The following is a 26,244-nucleotide window of genomic DNA, read 5'->3' on the forward strand; positions in this document are numbered from 1 at the left end:
CACGGATGCTAGACTTGTTTTTGCTTTAGGAGGCAACGTATGAGAATTAACAACAACATGTCAGCGGTGATTACAAATAATCAGCTATTAGGTACAGAAAATTCCCTTGCAGATGTAATGGAAAAATTAAGCTCAGGCTTCAGTATTAATCATGCTTCAGATAATCCATCTGGAATCGCTATTGCCGGAAAGATGCAGGCTCAGATCGAGGGGCTTTCACAGGCTTCTACAAATGGCTCCGATGGAATCTCAGTACTTCAAACAGCAGAAGGTGCACTCAACGAAGTAACAGATATGATTCAAAGAATGAGAGAGCTTTCTGTTCAGGCAGCTAATGGAACAAATTCATTATCTGACAAACAATCAATTCAGAAGGAAATCGATTCGCTATTAGAGGAAATTGATAGAGTAGCAGACACTACAGAATTCAACAGTATTAATCTGCTTAATGGTTCTTTAGATAACAGAACCTATGGTGAGCATGCAACAAGAATTCAGACCTCTACTGCAGTTCCAGCTGGAACATACACAGTAAAGATTGAGAAGGCTGCAGAGCAGGCAAAGGTAGGCGGCACAGCTTTATTCTTGAACGGCGATACAGAGCTATCAATGGGTGGTGAAGTCATTATTAATGGATATGGCATCACACTTGCAGCTGGTATGAGCAGAGAAGGCGTGTACGAGGCAATGAGAGATGCTTGCGAACATGGTGGCGCACAGATTACAAATCCTGATGATGTTATTCAGATTAATTCACTTAAGTATGGCGCAAATGCAAATTTGAAAATTGAATTTTCATCTATAGATTTTGCGGTAGCTTTAGGATTTACTGAGGCTGCAACAGCACCAGTTGGCGATAACGGTGCACCTATCCTTGAAGATACAGGTTTTGATGCAGTGATGTATCTTGACACAGTCGAACCTTCAATGTTTGGCCCGCAGGCAACAGTTAACAAAGACGGAAACCATATGACTATTACAGATACAAATGGTTTCAAGTTCTCATTCTTAGTTGAAGCAGGTTTTGATGAAACTACAGATCCGGATGGGCTTGGAATTATCAATTTCAACGTAACAGATATCGGGTCAATGACACTTCATGTTGGTGCAAATAAGAACCAGAACATGGAAGTAAGAATTGCAGCAGTTACAACAGAGTTTATGTACATCGATGATTTAGATGTTACAAGAAAAGATGGAGCAGAGGATGCGTTAGATTCTCTTGATACAGCTTTAAGCTATGTTACATCTGTAAGATCTCAGCTTGGTGCATACGAAAACAGATTGGACCATACAACAAAATCGCTTGATACAACAGAGGAAAATATGACATCAGCCATTTCCAGAATTGAAGATGCTGATATGGCAACAACAATGGTTGAATATACAAGACTAAATGTTTTAGAGCAGGCTGGCACATCGGCGCTTGCTCAGGCAAATGAGCTTCCACAGCTAGCATTACAGTTATTACAGTAAGGGAATGGGAGCGAAGCTTCACAAGTAAATCCGATGCCTTAGAGGAGTATAGTTAATGAACAAAGATAAGATTTCAGCTTTTACCTTAAAAATAGCATCTAGTAATGGCACAGGATTAATTACAATCCTTTATGACATTTACGAAGAATACGAGAGTGATGCACTTATATATTTTGAAGCTGGCCAAGTGGATGAAGCTGTGGTTGCACTGAAAAAGTGTGCTGAGGTTGTAGACCACCTCCAGAAAGATTTAAACTTTAACTACAAGGTAAGTGGAAATCTGTACGCGCTTTACGATTATGTAAAACGAAATGTTGCAAAGTCCATCTATAAGGCAAATACGGAGGGGCTTATAGAAGCAAAGAAAGTAATGGATGAATTAGGTGACGCATTTGAGCAGATTGCAAAGGAGGATAATTCAGCTCCGTTAATGCAGAATACCCAAGCTATAATGGCAGGCGCTACATATGGAAGAAACTCATTAAACGAAAGTGTAATGGGCAACCAAGCAAGCCGAGGCTTTTGGGCATAAATATGAATAAGAATTATGTAAAAGAGATTCCAATTGATTTGGAGTCTCTTTTTTTTAGGCCTATTTTGTAGCTTTTATTGTCACAACTATACATGAGAGATGATAAATTGACTTGATTTGATGTCAATTTTTTACAAATTATCAATTCGTAAAAATAAACAAAATAAAATATAGCGAGAAATGCTATATAAAAAATGGCTCCAGGGACCTATACTTGTCACTCGGAAGCGAGGTGAGAAAAACGAGCTTATTTTTGATCTGGACTATCTTGACTACCGCATCTATCTTTGATGCAAAATCATATCGGATTCCAAATCAATTAATCATCCTAGGATACGGCGCAGGAATATGCTTGAACCTGGAGGCTTATGGGATGATGGGTATTGCTTATTTCATATTAAAGGCCGCCTGGCCAATATTTGCTTTATCACTGTTATACATATTGGGTAAAGGACTAGGTGCAGGAGATATCAAATTATTTTCTGTCATGTCATCCGTGGTGGGATCTCAATTAACAGTGGATGTGATGGTTACTTCCGTAATAATCGCAGGCTGTGTTATTTTGGTGCTAAGTCTTTATAGAAAGCAATTAATAAAGGGAAAGCTTCATTATTCTTTTTATATGACGGCTGCGTTTTTCTTACTGCAGTTCAAATCATAGATAATGGAGGTTAAAAATGAAAAATTTGGAACTTGCATTGTGTGATACCTGCGATGAATACATATTAAAATTTGCATCCTATCTTATGGATAATATGGACGTAGGGATACACATATTTACAACAACAGAAGGCTTCTATTCTGATGATAGTGATTATGATATCGCTATTATGTCGGAAGATTTTAAAGAGATATCTGAGTTTAGACCCAAAGGGGTGATTAAGCATAAGTACTTTTTATGTGAAAGCCATGACAATGAAGACGCAAATTTCATTTATAAGTACCAGTCGATGACAAATATTATGGATGAAATAAAGGAACTTAAGAAAGTAAAATGCGTTGGTGCTAGTATACATAATTCTAATACAAAGTCTAAATTTGTAGGTGTTTATTCACCTACATGCCATGAACTACAGTTGCCATTTTCAATGGCGCTAAGTCAGGTTAGTAAAACCTACGGAAAAATCTTGTTTCTTGATCTGGAAGAGATTTCTATTTTGCCAAAGCTGCTCGGTAAAAATAATGAACGAAATCTGATGGATCTTCTATATGAAATAGATACAAACACCAACCATATTGACTTAAGTGAATATATCAGAAGCTTTATGGGCGTTGATTACATCGAACCATTTATCAATCCTAATGAAATAAGTGAAATTGATAGCGAAAGCTGGATAGGCTTATTTGAGTTGTTACTAAAAATGGATTACGACATGATAGTGGTGCTATTTGGCAGAACGATAAATGGATTTGAGAAATGTATTCAGATGTTGGATAAGCTATATGTTTTAGGAAAGCCGGGAGACTATTTCAAAAAGGGCCAGGACATATTTTTTAATTACATTGAAAAATTAGATGCTGAAATTAATTTGGAAAATGTAATCCTACCAATGTCAGCGTCAAATCTATCGGATAATAGCTATCAAATAGAAGAACTGTTGCAAGGTAATTTAGGTGTATTTGTAAAGAAATTACTCAGTGCAAATGGACAAGGTATGAAAGAAAATTATGGATAATCTAGAAGAACAAATTAGAGTAGAGGTAATGGATGCCGTAGATCTTTCGGTGGACATTTCAGACGAAGCACTTCTTAGACTCATTAAAGAAAAAATAATTCAAATGGGCAGAATACGCCCGGTATCCCTCAAGGAAAGAAAAAGAATAGAATCTCATGTGTTTAACTCTTTGCGAAAATTGGATGTCTTAGAGGACCTGTTAAACGATGAAGAGATAACGGAAATAATGATAAATGGACCTGACAATATTTTCATAGAAAAGAATGGAAGGGTCATTCATTCAGAGGAAAAATTTTCATCGGAAGAAAAGTTAAATGACATCATTCAAAGTATCGTAGGAAGCAGTAATAAGGTTGTAAATGAATCAAATCCTATTGTAGACACACGTCTAAAAGACGGCTCCAGAGTGAACATCGTATTGCCGCCGGCTGCAGTAGATTACAGCATAATCTCAATAAGAAAATTCCCAAAAGAACAAATGACAATGGACAGGTTGAAAAGCTATGGCTCTATATCTGCTGAACAGATAGAGCTGCTTAGAAAGCTGGTAATAAGTGGGTATAACATATTTGTCTCTGGCGGAACAGGTAGCGGCAAAACGTCATTTTTGAATGCACTAGGAGAATTTATTCCAAAAGACGAAAGAGTGATCACAATTGAGGATAGCGCAGAGCTTCAACTAAAGAATGTTGAAAACATAGTGAGGCTTGAAGCTAGAAATGCAAACCTTGAAGGAAACAATGAAATCACTATTAGAGATTTGCTAAAGTCATCCCTCAGAATGCGCCCCGATAGAATAATTGTAGGAGAGTGTCGTGGTGCTGAGGCGTTAGAAATGTTGCAGGCTTTCAATACAGGGCATGATGGCAGCTGCTCTACAGGACATAGCAATTCCTGTAAAGATATGCTTTCAAGATTGGAGACAATGGTGCTGATGGGGGCGGAGATTCCACTCACTGCTATTAGGCAGCAAATTGCATCAGGCATAGATGTAATTGTTCAATTAGGCCGATTGCGTGACAAAAGTAGAAAGCTATTAGAAATATCAGAGGTAATTGGACTTGAAGATAATGAGATACTGCTGAATCCATTATACAAGTTCAAAGAAATTGAAGAAGTAAAAGGAAGGATTGTTGGTGAATGGGAAAAGATAGGAAGCCTAAAAAGAAGAGACAAACTACTGGCAAGTGGTCTATCAATATAAAAAACACAGTGCCATATTTTCAATCAGTTGGTTTGTCTGCTGTGATTGCATTCCTTTTTTACAGATCCATTTGGGGCATGGCGGTAGCTGTTGCAGTTATACCATTTTGGCTACGCTTATGGAAAAACGAACAGGCCGCAAAAAGAAAATCCGTGTTGCTGCTAGAATTTAAAGAATACATGATGATGATTGTTGCAAGTCTCCAGACAGGATATTCTCTGGAGCGAGCTATAAAACAATCCGAGATAGAAATAAAAAAATTATATCCAAATGGGTCAGTAATTCTTCCATATGTGCATGTGATGAATCAAAAAATTGCAATGAACATTCAATTGGAAAAAGCCTTTATGGACTTTGCTCAAGCGGTGAACCTGGAGGAAGCAATAAGCCTTGCAGATATCATATCCTTTGCCAAAAGAAGCGGTGGAGACTATGGAAAAAACATAAGAGAGACCGCTATCAAAATCGAGGAAAATCTGGCAATAAAGCAGGAGATAGAGACCATAACAACGGAAAAGAGACTAGAGCTAAAGGTAATGTGCGTAATGCCTATGGGTATTTTAGCGTACATCACACTTACATCAAGTTCGTTTATTGCTCCGCTTTATGGAAATATCATCGGCATCACTTTGATGAGTGTGTGCCTGGTTGCATATGGCTTTTTGATTATGCTTGGAAGGAGAATCATTGAAATCAACGTATAAGAAAATACTTATTGTTTGCATAATTATGGGGCTGGCATTGCTTGCCCATGATTACATGGACAACAAGGTGAATTTTGATGGAATTTTAAAAAGAAATGAAGCAGGTCAGGGAAGTGCAAGCGAAGCTTTGGAGTTGCAGTTTCTTGATGAAGATAAAGAAGTGACCGTGGAAGTTTCTGAAAAGGGACTTAAGAACAAGCAAGTCCAGTCTAAATTTAAACAGGCAATAAAAGAGATTGAAGAATCATATTTAGGGAATAATGAATCGGCAAATAATGTTTGCTACGACCTAAATTTCAAATCCAGCTATTGTGATGGTTTGATACAGGCATATTGGCGATTTGATCAGTATGGACTCATAACAGATGAGGGCAAGCTAAATGAGGAGAACATACCTGATGAGGGTCAGGTGGTAAATGTAATAGCTGAGCTTTCTTACGAAGATTATGGTGAGATTTATAGCTTTTCAGTAGTGGTATGCCCTATCAGCATAGATACAACTGAAGGGAAAATCAACGCAATCAAAAAAGCTGTAAGAAACGAGGATGAGAAAACAAGGGCAGAAGATAATCTTGTCTTGCCTAAAAAAGTAGAGAACATGAGTCTCACCTGGTCTAAGAAAATGAACTATAGAGGGCTACAGCTGATCCTCCTAGGAATTGCAGCAGTAGTAGGCTTGCAGGTAGGCGAAAAGCGTGATGAGAAGCTGCAAGCCAAAAATCTATTAGCCCAAAAGGAGCAGGATTATCCACTTATCATAAGTGAATTATCAATACTGCTTAGTGCGGGCATGAGCTTTAGAAAAGCCTTAGAGCGAATTGTTGGAAAATATAATAAAAGAAAAACAGATGGAGAGATTCGCCCTGGCTATGAAGACATGCTTTACACCTACAGAAAAATGCTTGACGGAATGGGAGAGATTGCAGCCCTTGAGGACCTAGGGCAAAAAAGTGATAGCAAGGAATACAGAAAGCTTGCCATGATGTTGGTTCAAAACCTAAAGAAAGGTTCCAGAGATTTAATATCAAGTCTTGAAAAAGAAGAACAGTACGCTTTTGAAATGAGAAAGCAACGAGCAATTAGAGCAGGTGAGGAAGCATCTACAAAACTATTGCTACCAATGGCAGGAATGCTTTTCATCGTAATAGTTATTCTGATTGTACCTGCGTTATTAAGTTTTAGTTTATAGGAAGGAAATAAAGAAAATGAATTATTTAATGATTAAGCAAAAGATAAAAAATTTTATTCAGGAGGAAGATGGAATCGGAACAGTTGAGATGATATTGATTTTGGTTGTTCTCATTGGCTTAGTACTTATCTTCAAGGATCAGCTTACATCTTTGGTAAATGATATCTTCAAGACAATCAAGAGCCAGGCAGGAAAGGTTTAATGGGAAAAAAGCTAAAGGGAAGCCTAACAGTGTTTTTTGCTCTGATAATGGTTTCAGTTATGTCGCTTATTTTTACCATGGCTGAGTGTATTCGTATATACGAATTACATGATTTTGCCAGTGAGTATACAGACATGGCAGTAGAAAGCGCATTTTCTGAATACAACCCATATCTTTGGGCCAATTATCGCATACTGGCTGTGGATTTAGGATATGGGACAGAGGCCGTCGGGCCAGCAATCTTAGAGCAAAAAACTTTAGATTACTGCCGTTATAATTCAAACATTGATTACGGCAGTAACTATGCTAGGCTTACCCCGGCCAGCTGTAATGCAAAACAGTATTCTCTGCTAACAGATAACTTAGGCCAAGGTGTAATTATGCTTGGCACCAAAGCGGCTAGAGATGGAATGGCTGCCCAGGTGATAGATGCTGTTCAGGGAAATGTAAATGATGTAAATGGTGTAGAAATAGTTAATGTGGATGAACAGACTCAAAGCGGTAAGGCTGATTTGGAGAATGCCAAAGAAGAATTAGCCGCAGCTAAAGAGGCAGCAGCAAATGACGATGACCCCAACACCAATCCAAGCGATTATCCAGACCCCGGAGAGGTGGAGGATGATCCGCTGGATGCTTTTAGCACCATGAAAGAAGCCTTATCAAAGGGATTGCTTGCTACGGTTGTTGATGCTGATAGTTTATCTGATAAAAGAGTAGATTTAGATAATCTTCCGTCTCACCGAAGCTTAAATGCAGGCACTGGGGAAGTAGCTTATAGCACAGGCATTACAGATAAGGCATTATTCATCGATTATCTTCTCACAAATTACAGTTATTATGGTATGGACAGAAAACATGCCGGCATGCAGTATGAAATAGAATATCTCGTATCTGGAAAAGAAACAGATGCTCAAAGTCTTGCAGCAGTTGTTGAAGAGCTTATGGTCATAAGAGAATCAGCCAACTATGCAACAATTCTTAAAACACCAAGTATGGTGAATCAGGCCCAGGCAATAGCAGAAATATTGGCGGGCTTTACAATGAATCCAGCAATCATAGAAGCAGTTAAATATGCGATTATTGGCGCATGGGCATATGCGGAAAGCACCTTGGATATCCGCTTGCTATTAGCAGGAGGCAAGGTCTCCATTATTAAAAGCAGTGAAGAATGGACATCAGATGTGTGGCATCTTTCAGCCTGCTTTGATGTAAAGACAAAGGCAAAAGAATGCAAAGGTGGCATTGGATATAAAGAGTATCTTATGGGCTTTTTGGCACTGCAATCAAATGAAACTCTGGCAATGCGAGCATGTGATGTGATGGAAACAGCACTGCATGGTACAGATGATTATAAAAATGTTAAGTGCGACAATATGATTTTTGCCGCAAATATGGAAATTGGATTCACTGGAAGTGAGATGTTTTTATCTCTGTTTTCTACTGGAAACACAATCGAAGGATATGAACTGACCAAGGAAAAATACTTATGCTACTAAATTTTTAGAAAGGGGGCGTAAATAGGTGTCTCTATTAAAAAAGAAATCCCATTGCTCATTTGCACCGAGCAAAAACAAAGAACTTATTAACAGATTTAGATTTAGAAAAGTTGTACTCAATAGTAAAAAGATAAGAAAGCTAGAGATGCCTATTTATGCCTCCTTGAAAAAGGCCAGTTACACAATTGAGGCAGCTGTGATAATCCCGCTTTTTATTACACTAATGGTTTTCGGAATCTTTTTGTTTAGGCTACTTCAAGTAGAGTCGGGGATGCAGCAGTCCATAGATTTCGCCAGCAGGACCATGGCAGTAACACTTGGCAATGTTTCAAACACAGGTGAATCGGATAAGGATGTGGATCCAAGCAGTGAGGATTCCACAATAAAAGGCGAGCTGTCGGAGGCGGCACTTTTAGCATCTACCATAGCCCTGGCTGGATATCAGGTGGCAGAAAATGATGTGCCACTTGCCTTTATTGATGGTGGTGCAGCAGGCATCAATTTCCTTGAAAGCACAGCTGAAGGAAACTACATAGACTTAAAAGTCAGCTATAAGATGACTTTTCCCGTGGGTTTGCTTGGGAAGTTTAAATTTGATGTGGACCAGAGAGCCCGAAACAGAAAATGGGTTGGCTATGATAAATCAGAGAATCAAAGTGACGGGCAATATGTGTACATTACAGAGCATGGAGAAGTGTACCATAGCAACTATTATTGTACATATCTAAACCCAAGTGTTCATCGTATAGAAAAAGCAGAAGTGTCTGCAAAGAGAAATAAATCCGGGGCCATCTACTATAAGTGCAAAAGGTGCCAAGGTGTAAAAGAAGGTGGATTTTTGTACATCACAGATTATGGAACGGCCTATCACAGCGATGTGAATTGCACAGAAATAAAGCATGATATTAAAAAAGTTCTATATGAGGAAGTTAATGATAAAATGAGGCCCTGTAGCAAATGCGGTGCACCTCATTAGGAGGAAGAGTTTTGGAAAGCTTAGGATTAGTTTGTTTATATGGATTAACCAGTTTTGATGATATTAGAACAAAGCAGGTTAGATTGAATGAAATAATTATTTTTGCCGTTTTGGGAATTGCCTTAAATATAGCATTTCCATCAAAGAGCGCCCTTAGCATTTTAGGCGGCGTAGGAGTAGGCCTCGGCCTTTTGATTTTTAGCATCCTGTCAAAAGAAAAGATAGGAAAAGGGGATGCATACATAATCATGGTCACGGGCTTGTATTTAGGATTTATAAATACACTGGTGCTTTTATGGATAAGCTGTATCTTTGCAGCAGTAATTGGCGTAATAACACTTCGTAAATGCGATAATTCAAAGTGCCAGGAATTACCCTTCGTACCTTTTCTTTTGATGGGGTATTTAGCACTATTTGCACTTCAAATGTTTAGAGGTGGTGCGGTATGAAATTAAAGGGAAGTTACACAGTGGAAGCCGCAATTGTAATCAGTTTTTGTTTTATTCTGTTTGGCATGGCGGTGATTTTGTCTTACGAAGTGTTTAAGGTTGTAATTGAATATGTGAAGTATAAGGAAGACAGCTTTGATGCAGTTTCCCTATTTAGATTGAAGGAAGGAGTAATGGGTGTGATTCATGCCATAACAAATTAGACAATGGAACTAACAAATATTGAATACGAGAGAAAACATAACGAAAGCTATATGATTATCGATGCTAATTTAGATTCTAAGAGCTATGAGACCAAAATGATAAAGTCCAATGACATTAGGGCATTACTGGATATGACATCAGTTTCTATCAATGGCGTGGATAAGCTTAGCTACAAAATAAGCCGAATGGAGAACCTGGAAGATTTTGTGGAATCACGTGATTTAGATGCGGAAAATCTTTCTCGTCTAATCATAAATATCAAAATTGCACTAGACGAAATAAGCAAATATCTTATTGATGAAAATCATATCCTTCTGAACAAGGAGACAATATTTCTGGAAAAAGGCGGTGACAGCTATCAGGTGAATTTATGCTATTTACCAAAGAATTCCGGCTCTGTCCAAGAGCAGTTTAGAGAGGTAATGGAGTATTTCATTACAAAGCTTACGATAAGCGATAGGGAAATCTCAAAGCAGATATATGCAGCCTATGAAATATGCCTAAAGGAAGACTATACCTTGGATGAGGTGATAGATTGTCTCCAAAAAATCAAATGTGAAAAACCACAAATCTATGTGGAAAAAGTATCTCTAGATGATGACGATGTGGATAACTCAGCTGTATATGATGCAACACAGGAATCAGAATATATTACGGATTATATAGAAATGGGCGCAAATGAAGATAACAGAAGAGAGGGACCATTTGAAAAACTGAGAAACCTGTTTTCAAAATTAAGATTTGAGGACATAGATACCGAGAAGGCATCGGAGGATTTTGTATTTGATCCTGATTATGAGCTTGAGGAAAAGACAGTGCTTCTAACAGAGACAAAGCCTGTGGGGCGCCTTGTGTACGATGGGAACAATAACGAGGATGATTTTATAATCACAAAAGACATTTTTAAGATTGGAACAGCCAAAAACAATGACGCTGTATTAAAGGCGAAGACAGTAAGCGGAAACCATGCGAAGATCACAAAAGAAGGTAATGATTTCTATCTATGTGATTCAAATAGCACAAATGGAAGTTTTATAAATAGTCTACCTCTAGCCTATAGAAAATCATACAAGCTAAATCCAATGGATAGAATAAAGTTTGCAAGCGAATCCTATATCTTTTATTAAGTATCTCTTTATTGTGAACTCCTATGTTTTCTGTTAAAATAGTAGGAGTTTGTGGGGAAACCCTAGATTAGGAGAAATGAAAATGAGCATTATCAGCAAAATATTCGGAACACATTCCGAGCGAGAGCTTAAACGTATTAAGCCTATCGTGGATAAAATAGAGGAACTTCGCCCTGAAATGCAGGCTCTTTCAGATGAGCAGCTTCGTGGCAAAACAATCGAGTTTAAAGAGCGTCTTTCAAAAGGAGAGACTCTTGATGATATCTTACCAGAGGCTTATGCAGTAGTTCGCGAAGCCGGCAAGCGTGCACTTGGTATGGAGCACTTCCGTGTTCAGTTAATCGGTGGTGTTATCCTCCATCAGGGGCGTATCGCAGAGATGCGTACTGGTGAAGGTAAGACATTAGTATCAACACTTCCAGCATATTTGAACGCCTTAGAGGGAAAGGGCGTACACATCGTTACAGTTAACGATTACCTTGCTAAGCGTGATGCCGAGTGGATGGGTGAGGTTCACCGTTTCCTTGGCCTTACAGTAGGTGTTGTTCTTAACGACATGACAAAAGAAGAGCGTCAGGCAGCATACAATTGTGATATCACATACATCACTAACAACGAGCTTGGTTTTGATTACCTTCGTGACAACATGTGTGTATACGAGAAGGATTTGGTACAGCGTGGTCTTCACTACTGTATCATCGATGAGGTGGATTCAGTTCTTATTGATGAGGCACGTACACCTCTTATTATTTCAGGTCAGTCAGGCAAGTCTACAAAGCTTTATGAACTTTGCGATGTTCTTGCTCGTCAGCTCAAGCGAGGCGAGGATCTTCCAGAATTCTCTAAGATGGATGCCATCATGGGCGTTGAGCGTAACGAGACTGGTGATTTCATCGTAGATGAAAAGGATAAGGTAGTTAACCTTACAGCAGAAGGTGTTACAAAGGTTGAGCAGTTCTTCCACATTGATAACCTTGCAGACCCAGAGAACCTTGAGATTCAGCACAACATCATCCTTGCACTTCGTGCTCACAACCTTATGTTTAAGGATCAGGATTATGTTGTTTCAGACGGACAGGTAATGATCGTAGATTCATTCACAGGTCGTATCATGCCAGGTCGTCGTTATTCAGATGGTTTACATCAGGCCATTGAAGCAAAAGAGCGCGTTGAAGTTAAACGTGAGTCAATGACACTTGCTAGCATCACATTCCAGAGCTTCTTCAACAAATATGACAAGAAGGCTGGTATGACAGGTACAGCTCTTACTGAGGAGCAGGAGTTCCGTGATATCTACGGAATGGACGTTGTAGAAGTTCCTACTAATCGTCCAGTACAGCGTATTGATCATGATGATGCAGTTTACAAGACAAAGAAAGAAAAGTATAAAGCCGTAGTAGAAGAGGTTAAGAAGGCTCATGATAAGGGACAGCCTGTTCTAGTAGGTACTATTGATATTGATATTTCAGAGCTCGTTTCAAAGATGCTTCGTCGCGAAGGAATCGAGCACAACGTATTAAATGCTAAGTTCCACGAGAAGGAAGCTGAAATCGTAGCAGAAGCTGGTAAGCATGGTGCAGTTACAATCGCGACTAACATGGCTGGTCGTGGTACTGATATTAAGCTTGATGAGGATGCACGTGCAGCAGGTGGTCTTAAGATTATCGGTACAGAGCGTCACGAATCACGTCGTATTGATAATCAGCTTCGTGGACGTTCAGGACGTCAGGGTGATGTCGGTGAGTCACAGTTCTTCATTTCACTTGAAGACGATCTTATGAGACTCTTCGGTTCAGACCGTTTGATTGGTATGTTTAATGCACTTGGCGTTCCAGAAGGTGAGCAGATTAAACATCCAATGCTTTCTGATGCCATCGAAAAGGCACAGAAGAAGATAGAGGAAAATAACTTCTCAGCTCGTAAGAACTTGCTTGATTACGATCAGGTAATGAATGAGCAGCGTGAGCTTATTTACAAGCAGCGTCGCCGTGTACTTATGGGTGAGGATATGCACGAGCAGATTCTTGGCATGATTCGTGACAAGGTTGATGAGTGCGTTGAAAAGACTATTCCAGATGATGTTGAGACAGATCTTTGGGAGCTTCAGGAGCTTAACCACTTACTTTGCCCTGTAATCCCAGTGCCTGTTATGACAAAGCTTTCAATTGGCAATATCAAAGAAAAGAAAGAGCTTAAGGATAAGCTTACAGAAATCGCACTTGATATGTACGCTAAGAAGGAAAAAGAATTCGAGCAGCCAGAGCAGTTTAGAGAGGTTGAGCGTGTAATTCTTCTTAGAGTTATTGACCGCAAGTGGATGGAAGAAATCGACGACATGGAGCAGCTTCGTCAGGGCATCCGTCTTCAGGCTTACGGTAACCGTAACCCAGTTGATGAGTACAAGGCAGCCAGCTACGACATGCTTGATGCAATGAATGCAGCAATCATCAATGACACACTTACAATGCTATATCGTATCCGCATTGAAAAGAAGGTAGAGCGTGAGGAAGTAGCCAAGGTTACTGGCACAAACAAAGACGACACAGCTTCTTCAGGACCAAAGGTTCGCAAGGAAAAGAAGGTTTTCCCAAATGATCCATGTCCTTGTGGAAGCGGATTAAAGTATAAGCAGTGTTGCGGTAGGCACTAAGAAGGGATGTGTCTTCCCGTCAGGCATGCCAAAAACTAAATTACTGATTATTGGGGCCTCATACATAGTATGAGGCCTTTTAAAATATAGCCTTCCCCCTGTTTACAGGGGGAAGGGGGACCGCTTTAGCGGTGGATGAGGGTAAATATGACAAACTTGGAAGAATACTATAATAAATTTAACGAAGACAAACGACTAAAAAGCCGTCATGGCATTATGGAATTTACAGTGACCATGAAGTATGTCCATAAATATTTGGATATGCTTGAACAGGGGCAAGAAATGCCAGAAGCTGAGCCTAAAGACAAATCCGATATCAAGATTCTTGATATTGGAGCCGCCACCGGCGGCTACAGTATCCCTCTTTGGGAAGAGGGGTATGATGTTACCGCAGTGGAGCTTGTAAAGCACAACCTTGGCATGCTGAAAGCCAAGGGCACAGGGGTGAAGGCCTACCAGGGCAATGCCTTGAAGCTGAAGCGTTTTGAAAACGATTCTTTTGACCTTACCCTTTTGTTTGGACCAATGTATCACTTAAAGACTCGCGAGGAGCAGCTTCAGGCATTGCTTGAAGCAAAGCGAGTGACCCGTCCTGGCGGATTTATACTTGTAGCATATGTAATGAATGAGTATGCCTTCCTGACTTATGGAATCAAGGAGGGCCACGTCTTAGAGAATATTGCTGAAGGAAAGCTGGACGAAGCCTACCACGTACGGCCGGGCGCTGATGATTTGTACGCGTTTATGCGCACAGAGGATATTGAATCGCTGAATTTGGACGCTGAGCTGACCCGCGTACAAATCATATCGCCAGACGGCCCTGCCAATCACATGCGCCGGGAGGTCAACGCCCTGACCGAGGAGCAGTTTAAGGCATTCATACAGTATCAGATGGCCGTCTGCGAGCGCGCCGACTTGCTCGGCGCCAGCGCCCACACAGTCGACATTTTACAGAAATCATAGAATCACAGTTATATCACTTAATATCTTTAACCCAGTGCGGCCGCTACTGCGGCTCGCACTGTTCAATTCTAATCCCACCACAGTAACAAAAGAGAAATAGCCCTTGGCACTGCCTAGCCTGACGGCCAGAGGCAGTGCCAAAATAAAAGAAAAAGGTATGACTTCTTGCTGACAGAACAATGAAATTGTCAGCAAGAATCCTGCTTTGCAGGACATGAAAATAGATAAATCTATTTTCATGGTATTTACGATTCCTGAAAAACTGATGTTTTTCAGGAATCTATATACTGTCGCCAGGCCGTCGCCCAAGCCAAAAAAGGCAGTGCAAATAATCAAGAATTAAATAAACGCTGTTAGAAATTTTGTAGAAGCGGCGTGTAAACAGCGCAAAGGGCTATAAAAATAAAAAGCACTGTTGGAATAAGAATGGAAGTAAGCAGTTTTACCGCTAAACAAGAAATGTTAATGATTAACGCTGTTTAAGTCTTATAAAAAAACAGCGTAAGGAATCTAATAAATCGCAAGCGCGGTGATGATAAAGGATTCTTATAGATAAAAACAGTACATAGATTCAATAATTATAAATACGCTGTTTTGCGAGACATTATATTAATTATCAAACAGCGTAAAAATATTGCTAAAAGCATAAACGCTGTTTAAGGAGATTTGCAATAGGTGACAGGACAGCGCTTTCAATAACTCAATATGATTACACTGTTTTTTGAGTCGATGTATAAAGAAATGGAGATTTAAATGAAAGAAATTATAAAGCAAATAGAAGAATATAAGATTTTGATTAACAATCTAATAATTAAAACGAATAAAGGTATCACAAAGGCGAAAAAATTTGACGGAAAACATATCCAACATAGTCGAAGCCATGGATTAGAGCAACTTTATTGCTACGATACTAGCACCCAAACTCGCAAGTACATCAAATCTTCAGACATCATCAAATACGCCCCAATAATTCAGCGGGACTACGACCTCTCAGTAAACAAAACCCTCCTGAAAATCCAAAAGAAATTAACAAGGATATCCAAAGACCTTAAGGAAGTGGATTTAGAGCTGGTTAAATAAATCTACGAGAAACAAGCTCAATCAAAAAAGACATTTATCACTCCGATTATAGAAAGTGACGAAGCTTTCATTAGCCGCTGGTATGAAGAAAATCAGGGTGGGCAAAATAGCTATCCAATAGAAAGTAATATTTATACTTCTAAAGGCGAGAAGGTGCGGTCTAAGTCGGAAAAAATCCTAGCTGATCTCTTTCATAAATACGATATTCCTTATGTGTATGAGCCCAGGCTAAAACTTGAGAATGGTCAAAGCTTGTGTCCAGATTTTGCAATACTAAATAAAAGAACTAGAAAGACTATTTACTGGGAACACTTAGGGCTGATTGACCAGGGGGAGTATGCAGTTAGAACAATGGAAAAGTTCCATGAGTACGAGAATAATAACCTGCGACTAGGGGAGAATTTGCTGCTGTCAATGGAATCCTCAAAGAGCGGCCTAAATATGAAAATAGTAGAAAATCAAATAAAAATGAAATGCATGTAAAACTGCAATATATAAAACGAAAAGCTTGATATTATAGGATTCTTTAGATAAATTACAATATAGAATTAAAGAAAGTAATCTAGGAATCATGAATAAAGCACAAGCAAAGAAAATCCTTGGTCTTACAGGTGCAGAGACACCAAAGGAAATAAAAAGTAAATATAGAAAACTGATGCATGACTATCATCCAGACAATACCCAAAATGATGCTAGTTCAAAGACCGCTGCCAAAATTAACACAGCCTATGAGCTTTTAAAGGATGGTTTTGCCAAAAGTGAAGTAAAGTCTTCTAAAAATAAGAAAACTCAAACAGTCTGGAAGGCAAAAGAAAACAAAAATGCATTTACAGAAAGACCGATACTGCATCAGATAGAAGACTATGATGGTGAAGTAATCGGCACAATTGAAGTTGCCAGAGGTAAATATATTTGGACGATGGATGAAGAATTTCCAATGTTTTTAAAGAGTGTTTACGAAACAGCAAAAGATTTGCTGATAGATGCTAGAGGCATTGGCAATGAGCCTGCAGAAATAACAAAGCAAAAGTATTTGGCGGACCTTACGTACCTTCTCACTAGCCAGTATATTGATGGGCTTACAAGCCTTCAACAACTTGCAACCAAAGAAGGCTCTGATTTTAAAGTGTCTGCAATGCTTGAAATGGAATCAGATAAAGCTATTCCAAAGGTTGGAACATCACTTTATCCAGCAGGGATTACAAATCATAGACTATATATTCGAAATATATCTGGGGAGATACTTGGATATTTAAGTTTCAAGGATGATAGGCTGTATTATGTAATTATTCCATTGTTAGAAGGTCACGCAGTGCAAGTGAAGATGCAGGTGGTGGAGAAGAAACTAAAAGCAAGATCAAAAGGAAGATATGCAGAAGTTGCATTGTGGTTAAGATTAAATAAAGAAAGAAAAACAGATATTGAGAGTAAAAATCTTAAGATAGAAGAGTTGCTAAGAGCCTACGCTCAGCAATAAAAAACAGCTACATCGGTTTGATGTAGCTGTTGATTTATCTAGTATTAATCGATGTAGCCGCTCTTAAGATAATCGATGAATGTCATAACTGTTCCGTTCTCACTGTCGAATAACTCTTTGAAAATGTTCATGATAAAACCTCCTATAAACTTCTCAATCAACATCTATAGAATACCACGATTTTAGGAAACTTCCATTGACTAGTTATACATATTATATAAAAGTCAACCATCAAAACTGTACATATCGCACAAAAATAAGAGATTTAATGGTTTGGCACAATCAAATAGTGTAAAATGATAAATGATTGGAGGTAAAAGCGATGTTTATTGATGATGTTAAAAATAGAAGAAGCGTTAGAACCTTTGATGGCAAAGGAATCAGCGAGGAAGTTATCGCGGATTTGAAAAGCTATGCGCAAACAATAGTTAATCCTTACAACATTCCAGTGGAATTTGTTTTCTTAGATAGAGAGAAGCATGGATTATCAAGCCCAGTTCTTTCTGGAGAAAAAGAATATATTGCCGCAAAAGTAAAGGCTGTAAAAAATGCTGATGTTGCCTACGGCTATAGTTTTGAAGAGCTATTGATGTATGCAGTAAACAAAGGCCTTGGAACAGTTTGGATTGGTGGAACATTGCCACGTGATAAATTTGAAAAAGCTTGTGAATTAAAGGATGGTGAGTTAATGCCTTGCATGAGCCCTATTGGCTATGTGGCAAGCAAAATGGGCTTGAAGGAAACCCTTATGCGTAAGGGAGTTAAGGCTGATACCAGATACGATTTCGCGGAATTGTTTTTCAAAAATGATTTCAGTACAGCTTTATCTGAGGATGATGCTAAAAAGCTTGAGGTAAATGCAGCCCTTGAAGCAGTTAGACTTGCTCCTTCTGCAGTAAATAAACAGCCATGGAGAGTTGTTGTTACAGAAAATGCTGCTCATTTCTTCGAAAAGAAAGATAAAGGCTATGACAATGGCACGTATGATTTACAGAAAGTGGATATGGGAATTGCTCTTTATCATTTTGAGGCACAGTGCCGTGAAGAAGGCAAGAAACTAACATTTAAGATAAGCGACCCAGGCATCCAACTCCCTGAAAAAACTGAATATGTAGCAAGCTACATTTGGTAAATTAAAATGAAAATGAGGCCTGTGACACCGCCTTTTTCTTAGGGCTGGTGCCATAGGTCTTTTTGTATGCTCTAAGAAAAGTAGAATATGTGCCAAAGCCTGCTTGCTCGGCAGCCGATGCGATTGCGGTCCCTTTATCTATAAGGGCTTGCGCATGTGATAGGCGCTTTATTGTAATATAATTTCCTATGGTATAGCCGGTTTCTTCTTTAAAAGTGTGCATTAGATAATATCTTGAAAGAAAAAACTGTCCAGCTATTACATCTACCGATAAATCTTCTTTTAGATGCTCGTTAATATAGTGGATAATATCGCCGATTTTTGAGCCCGCGTAATTGGTATTGATATATTCCACTTCATTTCCAATTGCAGCTCGGTTAAGCTCAACCATAAATTCTAAAAATAGAACCTGCATAAGCAACTCATTTGCATAGTCATCCTTGCCAAGGTTAGCGGTTAGACGAGAGACGGCTGCAGCTACTTTCGAATTCTTAAAAGAATGCATTCGAAGCACGTGAGAACCTTTTTCCATGGCATTTCTAAAGCAATAAGATAAATCATTGCCGGCCTGGCTATACTCAGCCAAAAACTCTTTAGAAATATATATAATGATTCTTTCATAGGTGGAATCGTCGTGAAAAATAGGACGATGCACCTCGCCTGCGGTGACAAACACAATATCATCTGCCTGAAGATCAAAAGTCTGGCCTTCTATTGAATAAGAAGTATTGCCAGATAGATGAATCAGAACCTTGTGGAAATCATGATAGTGAAAATCAATCTCTCCAAGATTAGTATCTGTTAGATGGAAAATCTTAAAATTATCGTATAAATAACCCTTCTTTGAATATGATTCCATGGCATCCTCCTAAATAGAATTATAACATTAGAAGCACTATTTGCAATATTTAGGGCACTAATCTGACTAGATAAATCAAAAAGTGCGGAGTATACTAAAGTTATGATTAAATATAGGGGGAGTCACTGATTCCAGTTTATAAATGATTACTAAAAACTCTTTTACAAACAAGTTTGACAAGAGTTTTTTATTAATCATTTATAACTGCGAATAGTAACATATTGATTATCATGAAATTTACAAAAATGCATGGTTGCGGAAATGATTATGTTTACGTAAACCTATTTGAAGAAAACCTAGAAAACCCAGCAGAAGTTTCTATTAAGGTAAGTGATAGACATTTTGGAATCGGTTCAGACGGCCTTATCACCATAGGCCCATCTGATAAGGCAGATTTCAGAATGCACATATATAATGCAGATGGCTCAGAGGCAGAGATGTGCGGAAATGGTATCCGCTGTGTTGCCAAATATGTTTATGACCACAAGCTCACAGACAAGACTGAAATCACAGTTGAGACTGGTGCCGGAGTCCTTACACTGATTCTTTTCCCAGAAAACGGTAAGGTTCAGCAGGTTCGTGTAGATATGGGAGAACCAATCCTCACACCAGCAGAGATTCCAGTGGTGTCATCAAATGACCGAGTAATAAACGAGCCAATCGAGGTAGGTGGAAAGACATGGAATATGACTTGTGTTTCTATGGGCAACCCACATGCAGTTGTGTTTGTAGATGATACAGCTAGCTTCCCGCTTGAGACCTACGGGCCGCTATTTGAAAATCACGAAAGATTTCCAAAGCGCACCAATACAGAATTTGTTCAGATTATCAGCAGAACAGAGGCAAATATGCGAGTGTGGGAGCGAGGCAGTGCCGAGACATGGGCTTGCGGAACAGGCACCTGTGCCTGCGTGATGGCTTGCATCTTAAATGGAAAGACAGAGGATAAGGTGCTTGTTCACCTTCGTGGTGGAGATTTGACTATTGAATATGACCGCGCGACAAATCATGTATTCATGACAGGACCAGCTACAGAAGTGTTTAGTGGAGAGATAGAGGTATAACCCTCATCAGTCAGCTGCGCTGACAGCTTCGCCCATAGGGAGAAGTCTACAATGGAAAGGATAAATAATGAAACTTTGTGAATTATTAAATGAATTAGATTATGAATTATATGCAGGAGAGCTTGATAAAGAAATCTCCACATTGGTATACGACTCTAGAAAGGTAGAGAAGGATAGCGTGTTTGTCTGCATCTCAGGTACAGTTAGGGATGCACACGATTTTATCCCTGATGTAATCGAAAAGGGTGCCAGTGTAATCATCATTGAAAAGGACGTAGAGCCAGTAGATGGCATCACATATATAAAAGTAAAGAACAGCCGTCAGGCACTTGCCATTACATCAGCTGCTTACTTTGGTCATCCAGCAAAGGAGCTTAAGACTATCGGTATCACAGGTACAAAGGGAAAGACCACCACTACATACATGGTTAAGTCTATCCTTGAAAAGGCTGGCATCAAGACTGGTCTTATCGGCACCATCGAATCAATCGTAGGTGACGAGCACATTCCATCTGTAAACACAACACCAGAATCATACCGTGTTCAGGAGCTTTTCAGACAGATGGTAGATGCAGGATGTGATGCAGTAGTTATGGAGGTTAGCTCACAAGCACTTATGCTTCACAGAGTTTCAGGCTTCACTTTTGACATCGGTGTATTTACAAACCTTGAACCAGACCACATCGGCGACAATGAGCACAAGGATTTTGAGGACTATATGCACTGTAAGAGCTTACTTTTCCAGCAGAGCAAGACCGGTATCTTCAACGGCGACAGCGAGCACATCGAAGGTATCCTTAAGGGACACACTTGCGATGTTATCAAATACGGATATGGCAAGGATAACGACCTTATTGCTGAAAATGTAGAGCTTCTTAATGAAAATGGTGCTCTTGGAGTTCGCTACCACATCGCTGGCAAGGAAAACATGGATGTAGAGGTAAATGTACCAGGTACATTTTCTGTTTACAATTCACTTACAGCAGTTGCTATCTGCAAGCAGTTTAATGTGGCTGAGGACAAGATTAAGTCTGCACTTATGAATGTGCATGTAAAGGGACGTATCGAGCTTGTTCCAGTTTCAAGCAAGTTTACAGTTATGATTGACTATGCACATAATGCCATGGCACTTGAGAGCCTTCTTACAACACTCAAGGCTTACGAGCCAGGCAGATTGGTTTGTCTCTTTGGCTGTGGTGGAAACCGTGCTAAGAGCCGTCGCTACGAGATGGGTGAGGTATCTTCAAAGCTTGCAGACCTTACAGTTGTCACATCAGACAACCCACGTAATGAAGAGCCAATGGATATTATTAATGACATCTTAATCGGTGTTAAAAAGGCTGACGGTGAGTACGTGACAGTGCCAGACCGTAAGGAAGCTATAAGATATTGCCTTACAAATGCAAAGGAAGGTGACATCATCGTTCTTGCAGGTAAGGGCCACGAGGATTATCAGGAAATTAAGGGTGTTAAGCACCACATGGATGAGCGAGAACTCATTGCAGAGATTATTAAGGAGGATGGCAATGACATTATTTAAGGGTGCAGGAGTAGCACTAATCACTCCATTCAACGAAGATGAAACCGTAAATTATGACATGCTTGGACGACTTATCGATAGACAGATTGAAGGACATACAGACGCTATTATTGTGTGCGGCACTACAGGTGAGCCAGCCACAATGAGCGAGGAAGAAAAGCTTTCAGTCATTGATTTTACAGTAAAAAGAGTAAATCATCGCATCCCTGTAATTGCAGGTGCAGGTGCCAACTCTACTAAGCTTGTAATTGATTTTTCAAAGAAGCTTGAAAAACTTGGTGTAGATGGACTTCTTATCGTCACACCTTTCTACAACAAGGCCACACAGGAAGGCTTATATAAACATTATTCTACAATTGCAAAGGAAATTGACCTTCCTATCATCATGTACAATGTGCCTAGCCGTACAGGCTGCAACATCTTACCAGAAACAGCTATGAAACTTGGCCTTGAGCATAAAAATATCGTAGGCATCAAGGAAGCCAGTGGAGATATTTCTCAGATTACAAAGCTTGCCAGCCTTTGCCGCGGATGTCTTGATATTTATTCAGGAAATGATGATCAGATTATCCCAATCCTCGCACTTGGTGGAATTGGCGTAATTTCTGTATTGTCTAACGTTGCACCACAGGGTACACACGATATGGTAATGGAGTACTTAAATGGTGATGAGAAGAAAGCAAGACGCCTTCAGCTTGATTATTTAGAATTAGTTGATGCGCTGTTTTGCGAAGTAAATCCAATCCCTGTTAAATCTACAATGAATATGTTAGGATTTAATGTAGGAAGCTTAAGACTTCCACTTACAGAGATGGAGGAAGAGCATAAGGTGGCTATGAGCAAGTTGCTTAGCAGAATGCCACAGGAAATGCTTGCATAATATTGAAGGACGAATATTTCAATCCTAAGGAAACACCAATTACATTTATACTTGTGTTAGCAAATATAATTACATTTGTAGTTTTGGAATTCATGGGTGACACTACAGATGCTATTTTCATGCTCTTAAACGGAGCCATGAATCCACACATGGTGCTTCAAAATGGTGAATGGTACAGGCTGTTCACATCTAACTTCATGCATTTTGGAATTGAACATTTGATGAATAACATGCTCCTACTGTTTTTACTTGGACAGATATTTGAAAGAGCTGTAGGGCCAGTGCGTTATTTAGGAATTTATTTGGGGTCAGGATTATCTGGCTCCTTTTTGTCATTCTTTTATATGTGTCTAATGCGAAAGGAAGATATTGTCGCAGGCGCCTCTGGGGCGATATTTGGCATTGTTGGAGGCATGATTATAGTCATTGTCGTAAATAAGGGGCGATATAATGGTATCAGCATAAAACGAATGCTTTTTATGGCAGTACTTACATTGTATTTTGGATTTACATCGGCCGGCACAGACAATGTAGGCCACATAGGTGGCTTTGTTTCGGGGATGATTTTCACCTTTTTCAGCTATGGAATTACCACATTAATAAAGGCGGCACACGTTGATTTTAAGGGTGAAAAAACATATACTTTAAGTAGGAACGAAGACGAAGAGGGGCAAAAATGAAGGTAAACATTTACTATGGCGGAAGGGGCCTTTTAGAGGATCCAACCCTATACGTTATCAACAAAATGGAGCAAGTGCTTACTGAACTTCAGGTTGAAGTAAAGCTCTATAACATCTATGAGCAGAAGAATGCTATCTCTATGCTTCCGCAGACACTTAAGGATGCAGATGGTATTATTTTGGCCACTACAGTTGAATGGCTTGGAATCGGCGGGTTCATGAATCAGTTTTTGGATGCATGTTGGCTGTATGCAGATAAGACTGCCCTTTCCACTACCTACATGCAACCGGTGGTTATGTCCACAACCTACGGTGAAAGGGAAGCTATGGTTACCCTTGAAAATGCCTGGGAAATCCTTGGTGGTTTGCCATGCTCAGGCTTCTGTGGCTATGTGGAGGATGTGAAAGAATTCCGTGAAAATACGGAATATGCTCACATCATCGAAAAGAAGGTTGAGACATTGTATCGTACCATTTCTCAGCATACAAAAGGCTTGCCTACCAGCAATCAGGCTGTTACCAGAAGCATTTTGCGTACAGCTCAGCTTGAGCTTTCGCCTCAGGAAACAGAGCAGCTATCCAAGTTTGTTTCTGATGATGAATATGTTCAGACACAGAAGGCAGATATTGCGGATCTTACCAGCATGTTTAGAAATATGATGGGCCAAAAGCAGGAAGATAGCAGCAATGAATACATTAATGATTTCAAAGTTCATTTTAGGGGGAATCCAGAGTTCACTGCTAAATATCTTTTCATGATAGACGGCAAGGAGCAGCCACTTCTTGTTTGTGCAGATGGAGAGCAGATGGATTGCCGCTATGGTAAGGATGAAAATATCGATGTTTATATGAAGCTTACGGGCAACATTATGGATAACATCGTGGCAGGACGAGAGACATTCCAAAGAGCTTTTTCAGTGGGAGATATGACTGCAAAGGGCAATTTCAGAACACTTAGAATGCTTGATGAAATATTTACTTTTAGTTAGAGACACAGGAGGATAATGAAATGAAGGACAACAATTGTATTTTTTGTAAATTGGCAAATGGTGATATACCTACCAATTCAATTTACGAAGATGGAGATTTTAAAGTGATTTTGGATGCAGACCCAGCTACAAAGGGCCATGCACTTATCTTACCAAAGAACCATTTTGCTAATCTTTTAGAGGCAGATGATGACGTTCTTGCTAAAGCACTTCCTCTTGCTAAAAAGCTTGCAAACAATATGAAGGCAAAGCTTGGATGTGCTGGAATCAACGTGGTTCAGAATAATGGAGAAGCTGCTGGACAGACAGTTCATCATCTCCATATTCACCTTATCCCTAGATATGAGGATGATCCAGATAAGACACTCTGCGGATGGAGCCACCAGAGCTTTACAGATGAAGAGACAAAAGAAGTTGTAGAAAAATTAAGCATGTAAACTAAAAGCCCCTGTGACTATCAAATCTAACTGAATGAAACAGTAGATTGATGGTACAGGGGCTATTTTTAACAATTCATTATCAAATCAAGAATGGTCTGATTTGCGTCTAAAAGTTTCGACTCAGCCATACGATTGATGATTTCTTCGCGACGTCCATATACGTCTTCTACAGAATTAATTAGAAGTTCGCTTGTGAGTTCTTCCTCCTGAAGAACAGTAGAGAATCCTTGCTTCTTGTAGCTTTCAGCGTTAAGTATCTGATCGCCACGACTAGCTTTTGCAGAAAGTGGAATCAGAATATTAGGAATCTTCAGAGCAAGAATCTCGCTGATTGAATTAGCACCGGCACGGCTAATCATAAGGTCTGTCATTGCGAAAATATCGTTAAGCTGTTCACTGATAAATTCATATTGTTGATAACCAGCACGGCCAATCAATTCATTGTTGATATTTCCTTTGCCAACCAGATGAACAATCTGGAATCTCTCAAGTAATGTATCAAGTGATTCCCAAACAGCGTTGTTAATAAATTTAGAACCGATACTGCCACCCATAATAAGGATTACTGGCTTATCAGCTGAGAATCCTGTGAAAGAAAGACCAGCTTCGCGATTTCCTGAGAAAAGCTCCTTTCTAATAGGAGAGCCTGTATGTACAGCTTTGCCTTCTGGCAAGTATTCCAAGGTCTCTGGAAAATTGCAGCATACCTTAGAAGCAAAAGGAATAGCAAGCTTATTTGCAAGACCTGGAGTCATGTCGGACTCGTGGATAATGGCTGGAATATGCTGACGACCAGCAGCCATTACAACAGGTACAGAAACAAATCCGCCCTTTGAAAAAACAACATCAGGCTTTAAGTGCTTGAGCAACTGATTAGCTTCTGAAAAACCCTTTATTACTCTGAAAGGATCCGTAAAGTTTTTCCAATCAAAATATCTTCTAAGCTTTCCTGAGGAAATGCCGTAGTATGTGATGCCAGCATCTTCAACAAGCTTCTTTTCAATACCATTATATGAACCGATATAGGCCACATCATATCCGTGTTCTTTGAGAAGTGGAACGAGGGCCAGGTTAGGAGTGACATGTCCGGCAGTTCCGCCTCCTGTCATAACTATAGTCTTCATAATATAAAACCTCTTATTTTAATAAGTAATAATCAAACAATCTAATCATAGCAAGTCGACTAAAAAAGTCAAATATGAGGGTGACAAAAACCGCAAAATTTGACTTTTAATTGTAATAATGTTATAGTAAC

26 protein-coding genes are annotated in these 26,244 nt (G+C 39.4%); 24 read left to right on the plus strand and 2 right to left on the minus strand.

Annotation, left to right across the window (positions count from 1 at the left end; translation table 11 throughout):
• Positions 1 to 39 precede the first annotated feature (39 nt).
• From T498_RS0100690 to T498_RS0100790, 18 genes are all read left to right on the plus strand, one after another.
• Complete coding sequence (locus T498_RS0100690; RefSeq protein ID WP_028234249.1) at positions 40 to 1,476, plus strand: flagellin N-terminal helical domain-containing protein; 1,437 nt, start codon at positions 40 to 42, stop codon at positions 1,474 to 1,476.
• Between the two features lie 55 nt (positions 1,477 to 1,531).
• Positions 1,532 to 2,008: a flagellar export chaperone FliS gene (locus tag T498_RS0100695; protein WP_028234250.1), complete on the plus strand. Its 477-nt coding sequence runs from the start codon at positions 1,532 to 1,534 to the stop codon at positions 2,006 to 2,008.
• A gap of 232 nt (positions 2,009 to 2,240) precedes the next feature.
• Positions 2,241 to 2,669 (plus strand): prepilin peptidase, encoded by a 429-nt coding sequence (locus T498_RS16445; protein WP_197019888.1) that lies wholly within the window; start codon positions 2,241 to 2,243, stop codon positions 2,667 to 2,669.
• Between the two features lie 16 nt (positions 2,670 to 2,685).
• A complete protein-coding gene (locus T498_RS0100705) occupies positions 2,686 to 3,684 on the plus strand; it encodes a hypothetical protein (protein WP_028234252.1) in 999 nt (332 codons plus the stop codon).
• Positions 3,677 to 4,888: a CpaF family protein gene (locus T498_RS0100710; RefSeq protein WP_028234253.1), complete on the plus strand. Its 1,212-nt coding sequence runs from the start codon at positions 3,677 to 3,679 to the stop codon at positions 4,886 to 4,888. Before T498_RS0100705 ends, T498_RS0100710 begins: the two co-directional genes overlap by 8 nt.
• Positions 4,825 to 5,592, plus strand: a complete 768-nt coding sequence (locus T498_RS0100715; RefSeq protein WP_028234254.1) for a type II secretion system F family protein — start codon at positions 4,825 to 4,827, stop codon at positions 5,590 to 5,592. Before T498_RS0100710 ends, T498_RS0100715 begins: the two co-directional genes overlap by 64 nt.
• Entirely contained in the window at positions 5,576 to 6,781 is a 1,206-nt protein-coding gene (locus tag T498_RS0100720; protein WP_028234255.1) for a type II secretion system F family protein, read from the plus strand. The genes T498_RS0100715 and T498_RS0100720 overlap by 17 nt, the downstream gene beginning before the upstream one ends.
• Positions 6,782 to 6,797: 16 nt before the next feature.
• On the plus strand, positions 6,798 to 6,983 hold the full coding sequence (locus T498_RS0100725) for a Flp1 family type IVb pilin (protein ID WP_028234256.1): 186 nt from the start codon (positions 6,798 to 6,800) through the stop codon (positions 6,981 to 6,983).
• Entirely contained in the window at positions 6,983 to 8,479 is a 1,497-nt protein-coding gene (locus tag T498_RS0100730; RefSeq protein WP_028234257.1) for a DUF5702 domain-containing protein, read from the plus strand. The genes T498_RS0100725 and T498_RS0100730 overlap by 1 nt, the downstream gene beginning before the upstream one ends.
• 271 nt (positions 8,480 to 8,750) lie before the next feature.
• Positions 8,751 to 9,455: a hypothetical protein gene (locus T498_RS0100735; protein WP_207638266.1), complete on the plus strand. Its 705-nt coding sequence runs from the start codon at positions 8,751 to 8,753 to the stop codon at positions 9,453 to 9,455.
• 11 nt (positions 9,456 to 9,466) lie between these two features.
• Positions 9,467 to 9,904, plus strand: coding sequence for a prepilin peptidase (locus tag T498_RS16010; protein WP_051524517.1), 438 nt, complete (start codon positions 9,467 to 9,469; stop codon positions 9,902 to 9,904).
• Positions 9,901 to 10,107 (plus strand): hypothetical protein, encoded by a 207-nt coding sequence (locus T498_RS0100745; RefSeq protein ID WP_028234259.1) that lies wholly within the window; start codon positions 9,901 to 9,903, stop codon positions 10,105 to 10,107. The genes T498_RS16010 and T498_RS0100745 overlap by 4 nt, the downstream gene beginning before the upstream one ends.
• Positions 10,108 to 10,110: 3 nt before the next feature.
• Positions 10,111 to 11,235, plus strand: coding sequence for a DUF6382 domain-containing protein (locus tag T498_RS0100750; RefSeq protein WP_028234260.1), 1,125 nt, complete (start codon positions 10,111 to 10,113; stop codon positions 11,233 to 11,235).
• An 82-nt stretch (positions 11,236 to 11,317) separates the two neighbouring features.
• Positions 11,318 to 13,885: a preprotein translocase subunit SecA gene (gene secA / locus T498_RS0100755; RefSeq protein ID WP_028234261.1), complete on the plus strand. Its 2,568-nt coding sequence runs from the start codon at positions 11,318 to 11,320 to the stop codon at positions 13,883 to 13,885.
• A 147-nt stretch (positions 13,886 to 14,032) separates the two neighbouring features.
• Entirely contained in the window at positions 14,033 to 14,848 is an 816-nt protein-coding gene (locus T498_RS0100760) for a class I SAM-dependent methyltransferase (protein ID WP_028234262.1), read from the plus strand.
• Positions 14,849 to 15,601: 753 nt separating this feature from the next.
• Entirely contained in the window at positions 15,602 to 15,928 is a 327-nt protein-coding gene (locus T498_RS0100770; RefSeq protein WP_028234264.1) for a hypothetical protein, read from the plus strand.
• Positions 15,929 to 16,499: 571 nt separating this feature from the next.
• Positions 16,500 to 17,405, plus strand: a complete 906-nt coding sequence (locus tag T498_RS14455; protein ID WP_036977586.1) for a J domain-containing protein — start codon at positions 16,500 to 16,502, stop codon at positions 17,403 to 17,405.
• Positions 17,406 to 17,727: 322 nt separating this feature from the next.
• A complete protein-coding gene (locus T498_RS0100790; RefSeq protein ID WP_028234266.1) occupies positions 17,728 to 18,537 on the plus strand; it encodes a nitroreductase family protein in 810 nt (269 codons plus the stop codon).
• A gap of 1 nt (position 18,538) precedes the next feature.
• Here the strand turns inward: T498_RS0100790 and T498_RS0100795 are convergent, their stop codons facing one another.
• Positions 18,539 to 19,396: an AraC family transcriptional regulator gene (locus T498_RS0100795; RefSeq protein WP_028234267.1), complete on the minus strand. Its 858-nt coding sequence runs from the start codon at positions 19,394 to 19,396 to the stop codon at positions 18,539 to 18,541.
• Positions 19,397 to 19,626: 230 nt separating this feature from the next.
• Between T498_RS0100795 and dapF the strand changes: the two genes are divergently transcribed.
• The 6 genes from dapF to T498_RS0100825 all read left to right on the plus strand — a co-directional run bounded on the left by dapF (position 19,627) and on the right by T498_RS0100825 (position 24,986).
• A complete protein-coding gene (gene dapF / locus T498_RS0100800; RefSeq protein WP_028234268.1) occupies positions 19,627 to 20,460 on the plus strand; it encodes a diaminopimelate epimerase in 834 nt (277 codons plus the stop codon).
• 67 nt (positions 20,461 to 20,527) lie between these two features.
• Complete coding sequence (locus T498_RS0100805; RefSeq protein ID WP_028234269.1) at positions 20,528 to 22,000, plus strand: UDP-N-acetylmuramoyl-L-alanyl-D-glutamate--2,6-diaminopimelate ligase; 1,473 nt, start codon at positions 20,528 to 20,530, stop codon at positions 21,998 to 22,000.
• Entirely contained in the window at positions 21,987 to 22,880 is an 894-nt protein-coding gene (gene dapA / locus T498_RS0100810) for a 4-hydroxy-tetrahydrodipicolinate synthase (RefSeq protein ID WP_028234270.1), read from the plus strand. Before T498_RS0100805 ends, dapA begins: the two co-directional genes overlap by 14 nt.
• Before the next feature lie 2 nt (positions 22,881 to 22,882).
• Positions 22,883 to 23,560, plus strand: coding sequence for a rhomboid family intramembrane serine protease (locus tag T498_RS14460; RefSeq protein ID WP_242839191.1), 678 nt, complete (start codon positions 22,883 to 22,885; stop codon positions 23,558 to 23,560).
• A complete protein-coding gene (locus T498_RS0100820; protein ID WP_028234271.1) occupies positions 23,557 to 24,549 on the plus strand; it encodes a hypothetical protein in 993 nt (330 codons plus the stop codon). Before T498_RS14460 ends, T498_RS0100820 begins: the two co-directional genes overlap by 4 nt.
• Before the next feature lie 20 nt (positions 24,550 to 24,569).
• Positions 24,570 to 24,986 (plus strand): HIT family protein, encoded by a 417-nt coding sequence (locus tag T498_RS0100825; protein WP_028234272.1) that lies wholly within the window; start codon positions 24,570 to 24,572, stop codon positions 24,984 to 24,986.
• Between the two features lie 68 nt (positions 24,987 to 25,054).
• On the opposite strand, the gene T498_RS0100830 is transcribed toward T498_RS0100825, so the two are convergent.
• Positions 25,055 to 26,113, minus strand: coding sequence for an undecaprenyldiphospho-muramoylpentapeptide beta-N-acetylglucosaminyltransferase (locus T498_RS0100830; RefSeq protein ID WP_028234273.1), 1,059 nt, complete (start codon positions 26,111 to 26,113; stop codon positions 25,055 to 25,057).
• Between the last annotated feature and the right edge of the window lie 131 nt (positions 26,114 to 26,244).

Source organism: Pseudobutyrivibrio sp. MD2005, from assembly GCF_000621865.1.
In the GTDB taxonomy this organism is placed as follows: domain Bacteria; phylum Bacillota; class Clostridia; order Lachnospirales; family Lachnospiraceae; genus Pseudobutyrivibrio.